The organism is Caldimonas caldifontis (assembly GCF_002930615.1).
In the GTDB taxonomy this organism is placed as follows: domain Bacteria; phylum Pseudomonadota; class Gammaproteobacteria; order Burkholderiales; family Burkholderiaceae_C; genus Caldimonas; species Caldimonas caldifontis.
The window spans coordinates 115,720-128,571 of sequence record NZ_PSNX01000010.1 but is presented as its reverse complement, the minus strand read 5'-3'; the positions used below and the strand labels follow the sequence as shown (position 1 = coordinate 128,571).

Here is a 12,852-nt window from a genome sequence, read left to right as displayed (position 1 = left end):
CTTGACAAGGCCGGAACGGCAATCTGACAATTCCCTGACATAAGTACCAAATCGAGGGGGAGTCCATGGGGACCGGTATCGTCAAGTGGTTCAACGACGCCAAGGGTTTCGGGTTCATCGAGCCTGAAGGTGGCGGCGCGGACGTTTTTGCCCACTTTTCCGCCATTCAGATGGAGGGTTTTCGCACCCTCAAGCAAGGCGCCCGGGTGGCATTCGACCTGGTGCAGGGCCCCAAGGGGATGCTGGCCCAGAACATCCAGCCTCTGGAATCGCACCACAACCTGATGCCGGGCCTCACCTCGCTGGCCTCGCGCGCCGGGCAGGATGCCTCGGCCCACGGTTCCCCACGAGGCGTCTCCCACGCCGACTGACCGGTGCTGGCGGGTCGGCCCGCTGGTTTGCCCTCGGCGCGCCCCGCGCCCCACATGCCGCCTCCCAGGCGGAATCTGGTGAGACAAAATGGACGCGGCCCCCGCCCCGCGCATGCGGGTCGGGGGCCGCGAGCTCAGGCCTGAGCGACGGGCTGGATCACATGTGGTCGATCATGACCTGGCCAAAGCCGGAGCAGCTCACCTGGGTGGCACCATCGAGCAGGCGGGCAAAGTCGTAGGTGACTTTTTTGCTCAGGATGGCCTTTTCCATCGAACTGATGATGAGGTCGGCTGCTTCAGTCCAGCCCATGTGGCGCAGCATCATTTCAGCCGAGAGGATCTCGGAACCCGGGTTGACGTAATCCTTGCCAGCGTACTTGGGCGCCGTACCGTGAGTGGCTTCGAACATGGCCACCGAGTCAGACAGGTTGGCACCCGGCGCAATGCCGATGCCGCCCACCTGGGCTGCGAGCGCATCGGAAATGTAGTCGCCGTTCAGATTGAGGGTGGCAATCACGGAGTACTCGGCCGGACGGAGCAGGATTTGCTGCAAGAAGGCGTCGGCGATGGCGTCCTTGATGACGATGTCCTTGCCCGTCTTCGGGTTCTTGAACTTGCACCACGGCCCGCCGTCGATCAGTTCGGCACCGAACTCCTTCTGCGCCAGGGCGTAACCCCAGTCGCGGAAGCCGCCCTCGGTGAACTTCATGATGTTGCCCTTGTGAACCAACGTCACCGAGGGTTTGTCATTGTCGATGGCGTACTGGATGGCCTTGCGCACCAGGCGCTCCGTGCCTTCGCGAGACACAGGCTTCACACCGATGCCGGAGGTCTCGGGAAAGCGGATCTTCTTGACACCGAACTCGTCCTGCAGGAACTTGATGAGCTTCTTGGCCTTGTCGCTCTGGGCTTCGAACTCGATGCCAGCGTAAATGTCTTCCGAGTTCTCGCGGAAGATGACCATGTCCGTCTTTTCAGGCTCCTTGACCGGCGAGGGCACGCCCTTGAAGTAGCGCACCGGGCGCAGGCAGACGTAGAGGTCGAGTTCCTGGCGCAGGGCCACGTTGAGCGAGCGGATGCCACCGCCCACCGGGGTGGTCAGCGGGCCCTTGATGGACACCACGTAATCCTTGAGCACCTGCAGGGTTTCTTCGGGCAGCCACACGTCAGGACCATAGACCTTGGTGGACTTCTCACCGGCATAGATTTCCATCCAGTGGATCTTGCGCTTGCCACCGTAGGACTTCGCCACCGCGGCATCGACCACCTTGATCATCACAGGCGTGATGTCGAATCCGGTGCCATCCCCTTCGATGTAGGGAATGATGGGGTTGTCGGGCACATTGAGCGAGAAGTCCTTGTTGACGGTGATCTTCTGCCCACCCTCGGGCACCTTGATGTGCTGGTACATGTCGCAAGCTCCGCGCAAAACCGAATGGAAACTCGGGGTTAGAGGAATTGTTCTAGACCGTTGATTCTAAAGCAGCGCCCCAGGCCTTCGACGCGCGTCTTTCGCACAGTCTCATCGGCATACCGGTGCCCCGAACTGGGCCCACAGGCCGTGCCAGAGCGCCCAGCCGGACGTGGCGGCCAGGACGGCCCCCGCGGCACGCACGGCCCAGGCGCCCCGCACTGCCGCGCCCTGCCCTTTCAACCGCCGCCAGACCCACGGCATGACTTGCAGGCCCACGGCTGAACTGGCGGCGAAGACCGCCATCGCCAACGCCCCATCCCAAGGCGTGGACCCCAGGGCGGCCACCATCAGAGCCGAGTACAGCAGACCGCACGGCAGGAAGGTCCACAACAGGCCGGCACCCGCTGCCGCGAAGCGACCCGGCACCTGGGGCCAGCCCAGGCTGGCATGGCGCAGGCGCTGCCAGACCTGATGTGCGAGCGCGTCCAGCCATCGAGGCTGACGCCCGAGCCAGACCAGCGCCAGTCCGAGCACGATCACCGCCACGTGGACCATGGCCCAGAAGGGTTGCAGCACCGTCACTTGCTGCGCCCCCCACTGCAGGGCCTGAACGGCTCCCGCGGCCAAGGCCCCGGCGGTCGCGTAGCCGGCCAGCCGGCCGGCCTGGAAGGCCCACAAGCTGGGACCATCACGGCCGATGGCCAGCGTGGCTGCGCCGCACATCGCCATGCAATGCACGCTGCCAGCCAGCCCCATCAGCGCGGCGCTGAGCAGGACTGCGGTGATCATGCTCAGATGATGCGCGAAAACCTCTCGCGGTTGCGCTCAGCCTGAAGGTACTTGTCAAAGACCATCGCAATGCCACGCACCACATACCATCCTGCGGGCGACACCGTGAGTCCATCCGTTTCGATACGCACCAAGCCCTGCGCCGCCATGTCCTGAAGCAGGCCCAGTTCTGCCGCAAAGTAGTGGCGGAAGTCGATGAGGTAGGACAGCTCGATGGATTCGAAGCTCACATGGCCCTGGCACATCAGCGCCATGATCACGGCCCGCCGCACCAGATCGTCGCGACTCAGGGCCAGGCCGCGCACCACCGGAAACTGGCCCTGGCGCAAGGCATCGTAGTACTCGGGCAGCGTCTTCGCATTCTGGCTGTAGGTGCTGCCGATGCGACCGATGGCAGACACCCCCAGCGCGATCAGGTCGGAGTCGGGCTGCGTGCTGTAACCCTGGAAGTTGCGATGCAGGCGACCCTGGCGCTTGGCCACGGCCAGGGCGTCGGTGTGCAGCGCGAAGTGGTCCATCCCGATGTAGTCGTAGCCGGCCGATGCGAAGCGCGCGATGGCCCCCGAAAGCATCGCCAGCTTGTCTGCGCCACTGGGCAGTTCGTCGGCATGGATGCGTCGCTGAGGCTTGAAGCGGGTAGGCAGGTGGGCGTAGCCGTACAACGCGATGCGATCAGGCCGAAGCTGGCTGATGAGGTCGAGGGTGCGAGCGAAAGATCCAGGTGTCTGGCGCGGGAGGCCGTAGATGAGATCGGCGTTCACGGACTCGATTCCGAGCCTGCGGGCCTGCTCGATCAGGCCCGCCACGCTCTCGAAGGACTGGATGCGATGGACGGCCTTCTGGACCTCGGGATCGAAATCCTGCACGCCCAGGCTGATGCGATTGAACCCCAGGCCCGCCAGGAAGGACAGCCGTTCGGCGGATACCGTTCTCGGATCGACCTCGATGCTGTATTCACCGCCTGGCACCAGCCGGAAGGCCCGGCGCAGTGAGCCCACGAGGCGCGCAAGTTCCCCGTCACTGAGGAAGGTGGGGGTGCCACCGCCCAGGTGGAGCTGGCTCACCGGCTGCTCGCGGCCCAGGACGCCGATGTAGAGCTCGACCTCCCGCTCCAGCGCGTCCAGGTACTCGGTGGCTCGTTCATGATGGCGGGTGATGATCTTGTTGCAGGCGCAGTAGTAGCACACCGATTCACAGAACGGAACGTGCACATACAGCGACAGCGGCGCAGCGCGGCCTCCCACGGCTCCCGCACCGCCAGCACGCTGCTCCAGCGCCTGCACGAGCTGTGCCGGTCCGAAAGCCTCCACAAAGCGATCGGCCGTCGGGTAGGAGGTGTACCGGGGCCCTGGCACGTCGAAGCGGCGCAGGACATCGGGGGCTATGGGCAGGGAGGTGTCGACCATCATGGTGGGCAATGTGCCAGACCCAGGAAGGACCGACTTGATCTGCCTCAAGAGCCCTCCGCGGCCGCTGCTGAACAATGGGACGCGTTCACTGAGGAGCATCAAACATGTCGCTCAATCCTGCACAAGACCTTTGTGAAGCCGGGGACTGGGCTGGCTCGATGGCCACCGCACCAAAGGCTGTGCCAGCCGGCGCAACCCGGTCCATAATCGAAGTCAAGGAGAGGACTGCGCGCATGATCAAACTCGACACCCTCAAGGTCGCCTGTTCGAGCTGCAACCTGCGGGAGCTGTGCCTGCCGGTGGGGTTATCCAAGCCCAACCTGGAGCGGCTCGACGAACTGGTCGCGTCCCGTCGCACGGTCAAGCGCGGCGAAGCGCTGTTTCACGCAGGAGACCCCTTCCATTCTCTGTACGCCGTGCGGACCGGTTTCTTCAAGACCCGCGTGTCGTCCGAAGACGGCCGGGACCAGGTGACGGGCTTCCAGATGGCGGGCGAACTGCTGGGGTTGGATGCCATCAGCCAGGACCGTCACACCTGTGACGCGGTGGCCTTGGAGGATTCCCAGGTCTGCGTCATCCACTATTCCCAGCTCGAGAACCTGTCACGCGAGTTCACGGAGTTGCAGAGTTCTTTCCACAAGATCATGAGCCGCGAGATCGTGCGCGATCATGGCGTGATGCTGCTGCTGGGCAGCATGCGCGCCGAGGAACGGCTCGCCGCCTTCCTGCTCAACCTGACGCAGCGTCTGCAGGCCCGGGGCTTTTCACCGTCCTCGCTGATCCTGCGCATGACGCGCGAGGAGATCGGCAGCTACCTCGGACTCAAGCTGGAGACCGTGAGCCGCACGTTCTCGAAGTTCCAGGACGATGGCCTGCTGGAGGTCAAGCAGCGCCAGATCCGCATCCTCGATCAGGAAGGCCTGCAGCGTCTGGTCAACAGCGCCTCCTGCTGAGGCGCTCAATGCATCTTCACGGCTGATCCGTCGCAGGCGGGCGGATCAGCGCGGCCATCATGATGCCGGCTGCAACGAACGCAGCCCAGAAGAAAAAGAAGGCGAGCGAATAGATCGCCGAATCGGACAGGGTGACCGGCGCTCCGCCGACCCAGTGCAGGTCCTGCGGGTCCACCATGGCGAACACCACCATCTCCACCACACCGGCCATCAGGAAGGCTGGCCACAGGATGGCCATCCAGGGGAGCTTCTTCACGGGCTCGCTCACTTGGTGTCGTCGCGCGGCAGGTCTGTCGCCGGCGTGGCGGTGTGGTTGCGCGCCTGGTGGGCTGGCATGCGGGTCAACCCTCCCTCCCCCTGCGAAATGGCCGAAGCGGACGCATCCCCGCCGGCAAGCACCGGATCGGGGTGCTTGATGGCCAGCGTGATGGTCACCGCGCAGGCCAGGATCACCAGCAAGGGCCCCCCCACCACCAGCCACATCATGGGTTCTCGCCACCAGGGCAATGCCGGCCGGCTGACGCGCGGGGGGGCGGATGCGATGCTGCTCATCGTGGTCTCCTCATGAGGGCCGTTCAACGCGGCACCAGGAAGGTGGATTTCTCGTGGACACTGCGCACGGGCTCGTCGCCGAGCGGCTGCCGGTCGATGCGGAACTCGATCGGGCTGGACTGGCCGCGCAACGGCTCGGCCACCTCCGGCGGCAACTGCACCCGCACAGGCAGCCAACGCGCCGCAGCACTGTCCACCTCGATCACCGGGTCGGACGCAATGGTCAGCCCCTCCAGCCCCGAGACGCTCACCTCATAGCGCTGTGGCTGCTCCAGGGTGTTCATGATCTGCAGTCGATAGACATTCTCGATGCGCCCATCCTCAACGATGCGCGCCAACGCGCCGCGGTCGCGAATGACATCCACCTTGAAGGGGCTGCGCAGCATCAGACTGACCAGGAAGGCCGCGCTGATGAGCCCCAGGATCAGCGTGTAGATGAGCACCCGGGGCCGCAGCACGCGCCTGAACATCTGACCACGGTTCCACCCCTGGGCCATGCCGTTTTCGGTGGAGTAGCGGATGAGACCCCGGGGGTAGTTCATCTTGTCCATGACGCCGTTGCACACATCGATGCAGGCGGCGCAGCCGATGCACTCGTACTGGAGACCCTTGCGGATGTCGATGCCCGTCGGACAGACCTGGACACACAAGGTGCAATCGATGCAGTGACCCAGACCGAGTTGGGCAGGATCCGCCTTACGTGAGCGTGAGCCTCGCGGTTCGCCTCGGGATTCATCGTAGGTGATGATCATGGTATCCCGGTCGAACATCGCGCTCTGGAAGCGCGCGTAGGGGCACATGTATTTGCACACCTGCTCGCGCATGTAGCCGGCGTTGCCATAGGTAGCGAAGCCGTAGAAGAGCACCCAGAACCATTCCCAGGGCCCCAGCCCGAGCGTGAGAACGGAAGCCCCCAGTTCCTTGATGGGGGTGAAGTAACCCACGAAGGTGAAGCCTGTCCACAGCCCGATGGCGATCCAGACCGACTGCTTGGCTGCCTTGCGCCAGAGCTTCTCGAAGGTCCAGGGCCCCTGGTCGAGCTTCATGCGGGCCGCGCGGTCTCCCTCGATCTTGCGCTCGACCCACTAATAGCCACACCACAGGCGCCCACCCACGGCGGTGAACAGGAAGAGCGCATAGGCGCTGATGATGAGCAGCGCCGTCAGATAGATGAAGTCCTGCGGGTACAGGACAAGGCCGAAGATGTAGAAGCGCCGGGCGGCCAGATCAAACAGCACCGCCTGGCGCTCGTTCCATTCCAGCCAGGGCAGCCCATAGAAGACCAGCTGGGTGGCCCACACCAGGGCCCATCGCCAGGCAGCGAACCACCCATGGACGGCGCGCGCGTAGATCTTCTGCTGCTTCTGGTACAGCGAGACCATCTGGACGGCCGCGTCGCCGTCGTCCTCGGAAGCGGGCTGGATGGGAATGACCCGTGGCTCGGTGCTGCTCAAGGTGGGAAGCCGTGGATGAGAGGGTCAGCGGGACTGTGCCGTCGTGTTGCGCGACAGCCCCCACACATAGGCCGCCAGCACATGGATCTGCGGCTCGGTGAGCTTGTCGGCATGCGCAGGCATCACGTTCGTCTTGCCGTTGTTGATGATGCTCACGATGGCCTGCTCACCCCAGCCATGCAGCCAGATGCGGTCGGTCAGGTTGGGGGCCCCCATGGTCGTGTTGCCCTTGCCGTCGGCACCGTGGCAGGCGGCGCACACACCGAACTTGGCCCGTCCCAGCTGGGCGGCGATCGGGTCATGCGGGCTGCCCGAAAGGCTCATGACGTAGTGGGCCACATTGCGGACGTTCTCACCACCGCCCACGGCCTCGCCCATGGGGGGCATCACACCCGTGCGGCCTTCGGCGATCGTCGTCTTGATGGCGTCGTGCGACCCGCCCCAGAGCCAGTCGCCGTCGGTGAGGTTCGGGAAGCCCCGGCTGCCGCGCGCGTCCGATCCGTGGCACTGCGCGCACCAGTTCACATACAGGCGTTCACCGATCCCCATCGCCTGGGCATCGCCCACCAGCTCTTCGGCAGTCTTGGCCGTGAACTGCGCATACAAAGGCTCGAGCTGGGCCTGGGCCTTCGCCATTTCATTTTCGTACTGGCCAGCCTGCGACCAGCCCCACTTGCCCTGGTAGCTGCCCAACCCCGGGTAGAAGGTCAGGTAGACCGCAGAAAACACGATGGTGATGACGAACAGACCCATCCACCAGCGTGGCAGCGGATTGTTCAGTTCCTTCAGGTCCTCGTCCCAGACGTGGCCCGTGGTGTTGTCGTTGGCCATGACCTTGCGGCGGGCCGCCACCAGCAGCAGCAGCAGGCACGCAGCGATGCTGACGATGGTGGTGACGGCGATGAAGATCGACCAGCCGTCGTTGAAGAAATCACTCATGTTGGGTCCCCGGCTCTGGGCTATTCGGATTGGAAGGGCAGCTGGGCGGCTTCGTCGAAGCGCTCCCGGTTGCGACGGGCATAGGCCCAGCCGCAGATGCCGAGGAAGATCAGCAGCGACACCACCGTGACGATGATGCGCAGGTCGGTCACATCGATGTTCATGGCGTGCTCCTTACTTGTTGGCCGTGCCCAGCACCTGCAGGTAGGCGATCACGGCATCCATCTCGGTCTTGCCCTTGAGTTCGTCGGGTGACTTGGCAATCTCCTCGTCGCTGTAGGGCACCCCCAGACGGCGCAGGGCACGCATGCGGGGCATGGCGTCCTGGGGGTCGAGCGCCGTCTTGTCCAGCCAGGGGTAGGCCGGCATGTTCGACTCGGGCACCAGGTCGCGCGGGTTGATCAGGTGGATGCGGTGCCATTCGTCGCTGTAGCGCCCACCCACGCGGTGCAGATCGGGCCCCGTGCGCTTGCTGCCCCACTGGAAGGGATGGTCGTAGACGAACTCACCGGCCGTGGAGTAAGGGCCGTAGCGCAGCGTCTCGGCGCGGAACGGGCGCACCATCTGCGAGTGGCAGTTGTAGCAGCCCTCGCGGATGTAGACGTCGCGGCCCACCAGTTGCAGCGGGGTGTAGGGCTTCAGGCCCTCGACGGCCTGGGTCGTGGACCGCTGGAAGAACAACGGCACGATTTCGACCAGACCGCCGACCGACACCACCAGGATGATCAGCACGATCATCAGGAAGTTGTTGGTCTCGATCTTCTCGTGGGTGAAGAAGCCGGGCTTCTTGTTGTGGTCAGCCATGATGATTCCTCGTTCTCTTCGGTCCAGGCCTCAGGCCGCCGCGGGCTTCATCGCCGGGATGGCGACGTCGGTCGGACGACCATTGAGCGCCGTCTTCGCCACGTTCCAGGCCATCAGGCACATGCCGCCGAGGTAGAGCAGGCCGCCGAGCAGGCGAATGACGTAGAAGGGGTAGGTGGCCTTCACGCTTTCGACGAAGCTGTAGGTGAGCGTGCCGTCGGTGTTGATGGCGCGCCACATCAGGCCCTGCATCACGCCGGCGATCCACATGGCGGCGATGTAGAGCACGATGCCGATGGTGGCGATCCAGAAGTGGAGCTCGATGGCCCGCACGCTGTACATCTGCTTCTGCCCGAACAGGCGCGGCACCAGGTAGTACAGCGAGCCCATCGTGATCAGGCCCACCCAGCCCAGGGCGCCGGAGTGCACGTGGCCGACCGTCCAGTCGGTGTAGTGGCTCAGGGCGTTGACGGTCTTGATCGACATCATCGGACCCTCGAAGGTGCTCATGCCATAGAACGACAGGGACACGATCAGGAACTTCAGGATGGGGTCGTCACGCAGCTTGTGCCAGGCACCCGAGAGGGTCATGATGCCGTTGATCATGCCGCCCCAGCTGGGTGCGAGCAGGATGAGCGAGAACAGCATGCCCACGCTTTGCGCCCAGTCGGGCAGCGCGGTGTAGTGCAGGTGGTGGGGGCCCGCCCACATGTAGGTGAAGATCAGGGCCCAGAAGTGCACGATGGACAGGCGATAGCTGTACACCGGGCGCTCGGCCTGCTTCGGGATGAAGTAGTACATCATCCCCAGGAAGCCGGCCGTCAGGAAAAAGCCGACCGCATTGTGGCCATACCACCACTGCACCATGGCATCCTGCACACCCGAGTAGGCCGAGTAGCTCTTCATGAAGCTCACCGGCATGGCGGCGCTGTTGACCAGATGCAGCAGCGCAACGGCCAGGATGAAGGCGCCGAAGAACCAGTTCGCCACATAGATGTGGCGCACCTTGCGGATGCCGACCGTGCCGAAGAACACCACCGCGTACGCCACCCAGACCAGGGTGATCAGGATGTCGATGGGCCACTCGAGCTCGGCGTATTCCTTGCCGCTGGTGTAGCCCAGGGGGAGCGAAACGGCCGCGGCGACGATCACGGCCTGCCAGCCCCAGAAGGTGAAGGCGGCCAGCTTGTCGGAGATGAGCCGGACCTGGCAGGTGCGCTGCACCACGTAGTAGCTCGTCGCAAAGAGCGCGCAGCCACCGAAGGCGAAGATCACGGCATTGGTGTGCAGCGGCCGCAGACGGCCGTAGCTCAGCCAGGGGATGCCGAAATTCAGTTCGGGCCAGGCCAGCTGGGCAGCGATCCACACCCCTACCAGCATCCCGACCACGCCCCACACGACGGCGGCAATCGAAAACTGCCGCACCACCGTGTCGTTGTAGTTCACCGCACGGGCCGCGGCGAACGTGGATGACGAAGACATGAGGCCTCTCTCCTAGAAGTCAGTAGGGTTATTGTTCCGGACGGGTCGTTGCAGCAGCTTGATCGGCATCAACCACCTTCGTGGCAGGGGGGGCGTCATCCCAGAGGATGCGCTCGCCCTCGCGCTCCACGTTGTCGAACTGTCCGCTGTGCAATGCCCAGGCGAACAGGCCAAGAATGGCCAGCACCAGCACGACCGACAGCGGGACGAGAAGGAAAAGGATGTCCATGGTGCTCCCTCAGGGCCCCAGGGATGCAGCCGGCGCCACACCGGGGGGCACGGCGCGGCCGACCGCTCCTTGCGGGCGTGTCAGCCGCCAGGCATTGGCAATGACGAGGACCGAACTGGCCGCCATCCCCAGGCCCGCCAGCCACGGAGGCATCCAGCCGATGGCCGCCAGGGGGATGCCGGTCGCGTTGTAGGCTGCCGCCCAGGCCAGGTTCTGACGGATGATGCCAACCGTGCGGCGGGCCAGCGACCAGGCCTCCACCACGTCGCCCAGCCGGCCGCTCATCAGGGTGAAGTCGGCCTGCGCACGGGCCAGTGCGGCGCCCTGCCCCATGGCCAGCGAAACGTCCGCTTGCGCGAGGACGGGCCCATCGTTCACGCCGTCACCCACCATGGCCACCTGGAGGCCTCGGCCCTGCGCAGCGCGCACCACCGTCAGCTTGTCCTCCGGGCCCGCCCCGCCGTACCAGCGATCCATGCCCAGCGCGCGGGCCAAGGCCTCGGCGGCTTCCGGGCGATCGCCGGACAGAAGGATCGTCTCCAGCCCCTCGGCGCGCAAGGCCGCGATCGCGGCACGCGCGTCCGGGCGGACCTGCTCGGTCAGTTCGAAACGGGCGACCACGTGGCCATTGACGCCCAGCCAGGCCTGGGGGCCGGACGGGAGCCCGTCCGTCGCCTCATGGGCCACCTGACCGCCTGGGCCCAGCACATGGCCGAGGGTGCCCAGGCGCCAGCAGCGGCCTTGCGCATCGACCCCCTCCAGGCCCGATCCGGCGAGTTCCTTGACATCAGACAGCTCGGTCAGCCGCTCACTGGAGCCGAAGGCCTCCACCAGCGCCCGGGATACCGGGTGGAGGGAGGCTTGCGCGAGCGTCGCGGCACGGCCCAGCGCCTGCTCGGCGGACAACTCGGTCGAAAGAGGCTCGCACCGCTGCAGCGCAAGCCGGTCTTCGGTGAGCGTGCCCGTCTTGTCGAACACGAAGACCCGGGCCCGTGCCAGGGCCTCCAGCGCCTGCAGCCGCTGGACCAGCACCCCACGCCGGGCCAGGTATCCGGCCGCACTGAGGAGTGCCGAAGGCGTCGCCAGCGACAATGCACAGGGACAGGTCACGATGAGCACGGCCACCGCCACCCAGACGCTGCGGCTCGGATCGATGAAGACCCAGGCCAGGGCACACAGGGCCGCGGCCGCCAGCACGGCCCACAGGAATGGCGCCGCAATGCGATCCACCGCCTGGACAAAGGGGGGACGGTCGGTCGCGGCCCGCTGCATGAGTTCGACGATCTGGGCATAGCGCGTGTCCTGGCCCACCCGTTCCACGCGCACCCAGGTCGGCGCGGACAGATTGAAGCTGCCCGCCACCACGCACTGGCCAGGGCCTCGCTCCACCGGCGTGGACTCGCCGGTCAACAGGGCCTCATCCACCCACACGGTGCCCGCCTCGATGCGACCGTCGGCAGGGAAGGCCTGCCCCGCACGCACCCGTACGCGGTCACCCACCTGCAGGCGCGACACCGGCAGCGTCTCCAGCGTGCCCTGGGGTGTCTCGCGCTCCACCGTCTCGGGCAGTCGCTGCATGAGCGATTCCAGCGCCCCGGCCGTGGCACCGTGGGACCGCAGCACGAGATAGCGTCCGCCCAGAAGGAAGAAGACGAACATCGTGAGCGAATCGAAATAGACCTCCTCACCAAAGAGTCCGCCGGGATCGAAGGTGGCGCCCGTGCTCGCAATGAAGGTCACCACGATACCCAGGGCCACCGGCACATCCATGCCGATGCGCCGTGCCCGCAGGTCACGCCAGGCGCCTTGCAGGAAGGGCCCGGCCGAGAACAGGAGCACGGGGATGCTGAGCAGCCAGCTTGCCCATTGCAGCAGCCGCCAGATGTCGCTGCTCATGTCCTCGCTGCCGCTCGGCGACACGCCATAGGTCGGCACGGCGTACATCATCACCTGCATCATGCAGAAGCCGGCCACGAAAAGTCGCCACAAGGCCAGGCGCTGCTCACGCCGGCGGTCGGCCTCGGCTTGCACCGATAGCGCTGGGTAGGCACGGTAGCCCGCCTCGGCCACGGCCTGGGCGATACGGGAGGCCCTGACGCGATCCGGATCCCACAGGATCCTGGCGCGGCGGGAAGCGGGGTTGACGTCGGCTTCCAGCACGCCGGGGACGCGCATCAGGGCCTGTTCGATGTTCACCGAGCAGGCGGCGCAGTGCATCCCCTCGATGACGAGCACCGAATGCGCCGTCGAGACGCGCGCGTCTTCCGAGGGCACCAGCTGGGTGAAACGTGCCAGCTCCTGCGGATCATCCCAGGCCACCGCCTCGTCGTCGGAGGAGGCGCACACGGCAGGCGGTGGGCGATCAGGGGGGGCTGTGCTGGACATCTCGGGTCGGAAAAAAGCCCGCAGGTCGACACCGGCCGCGCGGACGACGAGAATCTACTGCCGTCCTGCTC

At 65.5% G+C, this 12,852-nt stretch carries 12 protein-coding genes and 2 pseudogenes; 2 read left to right on the top strand and 12 right to left on the bottom strand.

Annotated features, from left to right (window positions below; genetic code table 11):
- Nucleotides 1-65: 65 nt before the first annotated feature.
- Nucleotides 66-260: pseudogene (locus C1704_RS11700) on the top strand (cold-shock protein); the annotation flags it as partial.
- Nucleotides 261-528: 268 nt separating this feature from the next.
- Here C1704_RS11700 and icd read toward each other — a convergent pair.
- From icd to hemN, 3 genes are all read right to left on the bottom strand, one after another.
- A complete protein-coding gene (gene icd, locus C1704_RS11695; protein ID WP_104302903.1) occupies nucleotides 529-1,782 on the bottom strand; it encodes an NADP-dependent isocitrate dehydrogenase in 1,254 nt (417 codons plus the stop codon).
- A gap of 111 nt (nucleotides 1,783-1,893) precedes the next feature.
- Complete coding sequence (locus C1704_RS11690) at nucleotides 1,894-2,574, bottom strand: sulfite exporter TauE/SafE family protein (RefSeq protein WP_104302902.1); 681 nt, start codon at nucleotides 2,572-2,574, stop codon at nucleotides 1,894-1,896.
- Between the two features lie 2 nt (nucleotides 2,575-2,576).
- Nucleotides 2,577-3,983: an oxygen-independent coproporphyrinogen III oxidase gene (gene hemN / locus C1704_RS11685; RefSeq protein ID WP_104303004.1), complete on the bottom strand. Its 1,407-nt coding sequence runs from the start codon at nucleotides 3,981-3,983 to the stop codon at nucleotides 2,577-2,579.
- A gap of 158 nt (nucleotides 3,984-4,141) precedes the next feature.
- On the opposite strand from hemN, the gene fnr reads away from it, so the two are divergent.
- Nucleotides 4,142-4,936 (top strand): fumarate/nitrate reduction transcriptional regulator Fnr, encoded by a 795-nt coding sequence (gene fnr, locus C1704_RS11680; protein ID WP_104302901.1) that lies wholly within the window; start codon nucleotides 4,142-4,144, stop codon nucleotides 4,934-4,936.
- A gap of 16 nt (nucleotides 4,937-4,952) precedes the next feature.
- On the opposite strand, the gene C1704_RS11675 is transcribed toward fnr, so the two are convergent.
- The 9 genes and pseudogenes from C1704_RS11675 to C1704_RS11635 form a co-directional block, all read right to left on the bottom strand.
- Nucleotides 4,953-5,174, bottom strand: a complete 222-nt coding sequence (locus C1704_RS11675) for a hypothetical protein (protein WP_104303003.1) — start codon at nucleotides 5,172-5,174, stop codon at nucleotides 4,953-4,955.
- Nucleotides 5,175-5,200: 26 nt separating this feature from the next.
- A complete protein-coding gene (locus C1704_RS11670) occupies nucleotides 5,201-5,488 on the bottom strand; it encodes a hypothetical protein (protein WP_245876460.1) in 288 nt (95 codons plus the stop codon).
- 23 nt (nucleotides 5,489-5,511) lie between these two features.
- Nucleotides 5,512-6,870, bottom strand: a pseudogene (ccoG, locus tag C1704_RS11665) (cytochrome c oxidase accessory protein CcoG).
- Between the two features lie 96 nt (nucleotides 6,871-6,966).
- Nucleotides 6,967-7,881 (bottom strand): cytochrome-c oxidase, cbb3-type subunit III, encoded by a 915-nt coding sequence (gene ccoP, locus C1704_RS11660; protein WP_104302899.1) that lies wholly within the window; start codon nucleotides 7,879-7,881, stop codon nucleotides 6,967-6,969.
- A gap of 20 nt (nucleotides 7,882-7,901) precedes the next feature.
- On the bottom strand, nucleotides 7,902-8,039 hold the full coding sequence (locus tag C1704_RS11655; protein ID WP_104303002.1) for a cbb3-type cytochrome oxidase subunit 3: 138 nt from the start codon (nucleotides 8,037-8,039) through the stop codon (nucleotides 7,902-7,904).
- 16 nt (nucleotides 8,040-8,055) lie between these two features.
- Nucleotides 8,056-8,685, bottom strand: a complete 630-nt coding sequence (gene ccoO / locus C1704_RS11650; protein ID WP_104302898.1) for a cytochrome-c oxidase, cbb3-type subunit II — start codon at nucleotides 8,683-8,685, stop codon at nucleotides 8,056-8,058.
- A 30-nt stretch (nucleotides 8,686-8,715) separates the two neighbouring features.
- Complete coding sequence (gene ccoN, locus C1704_RS11645; protein WP_104302897.1) at nucleotides 8,716-10,167, bottom strand: cytochrome-c oxidase, cbb3-type subunit I; 1,452 nt, start codon at nucleotides 10,165-10,167, stop codon at nucleotides 8,716-8,718.
- A gap of 28 nt (nucleotides 10,168-10,195) precedes the next feature.
- Nucleotides 10,196-10,396 carry a cbb3-type cytochrome oxidase assembly protein CcoS gene (ccoS, locus tag C1704_RS11640; RefSeq protein WP_104302896.1) on the bottom strand — a complete coding sequence of 67 codons (201 nt, stop codon included), beginning with the start codon at nucleotides 10,394-10,396 and terminating at the stop codon, nucleotides 10,196-10,198.
- Between the two features lie 9 nt (nucleotides 10,397-10,405).
- Nucleotides 10,406-12,781, bottom strand: coding sequence for a heavy metal translocating P-type ATPase (locus C1704_RS11635; RefSeq protein WP_104302895.1), 2,376 nt, complete (start codon nucleotides 12,779-12,781; stop codon nucleotides 10,406-10,408).
- Nucleotides 12,782-12,852: the final 71 nt, after the last annotated feature.

Excerpts from the sequence above, each read along its gene's own strand:
- icd (WP_104302903.1), bottom strand. The coding sequence starts at position 1,782 with ATGTACCAGCACATCAAGGTGCCCGAGGGTGGGCAGAAGATCACCGTC.
- C1704_RS11690 (WP_104302902.1), bottom strand. The coding sequence starts at position 2,574 with ATGATCACCGCAGTCCTGCTCAGCGCCGCGCTGATGGGGCTGGCTGGC.
- hemN (WP_104303004.1), bottom strand. The coding sequence starts at position 3,983 with ATGATGGTCGACACCTCCCTGCCCATAGCCCCCGATGTCCTGCGCCGC.
- fnr (WP_104302901.1), top strand. The coding sequence starts at position 4,142 with ATGGCCACCGCACCAAAGGCTGTGCCAGCCGGCGCAACCCGGTCCATA.
- C1704_RS11675 (WP_104303003.1), bottom strand. The coding sequence starts at position 5,174 with ATGGCCATCCTGTGGCCAGCCTTCCTGATGGCCGGTGTGGTGGAGATG.
- C1704_RS11670 (WP_245876460.1), bottom strand. The coding sequence starts at position 5,488 with ATGAGCAGCATCGCATCCGCCCCCCCGCGCGTCAGCCGGCCGGCATTG.
- ccoP (WP_104302899.1), bottom strand. The coding sequence starts at position 7,881 with ATGAGTGATTTCTTCAACGACGGCTGGTCGATCTTCATCGCCGTCACC.
- ccoO (WP_104302898.1), bottom strand. The coding sequence starts at position 8,685 with ATGGCTGACCACAACAAGAAGCCCGGCTTCTTCACCCACGAGAAGATC.
- ccoN (WP_104302897.1), bottom strand. The coding sequence starts at position 10,167 with ATGTCTTCGTCATCCACGTTCGCCGCGGCCCGTGCGGTGAACTACAAC.
- ccoS (WP_104302896.1), bottom strand. The coding sequence starts at position 10,396 with ATGGACATCCTTTTCCTTCTCGTCCCGCTGTCGGTCGTGCTGGTGCTG.
- C1704_RS11635 (WP_104302895.1), bottom strand. The coding sequence starts at position 12,781 with ATGTCCAGCACAGCCCCCCCTGATCGCCCACCGCCTGCCGTGTGCGCC.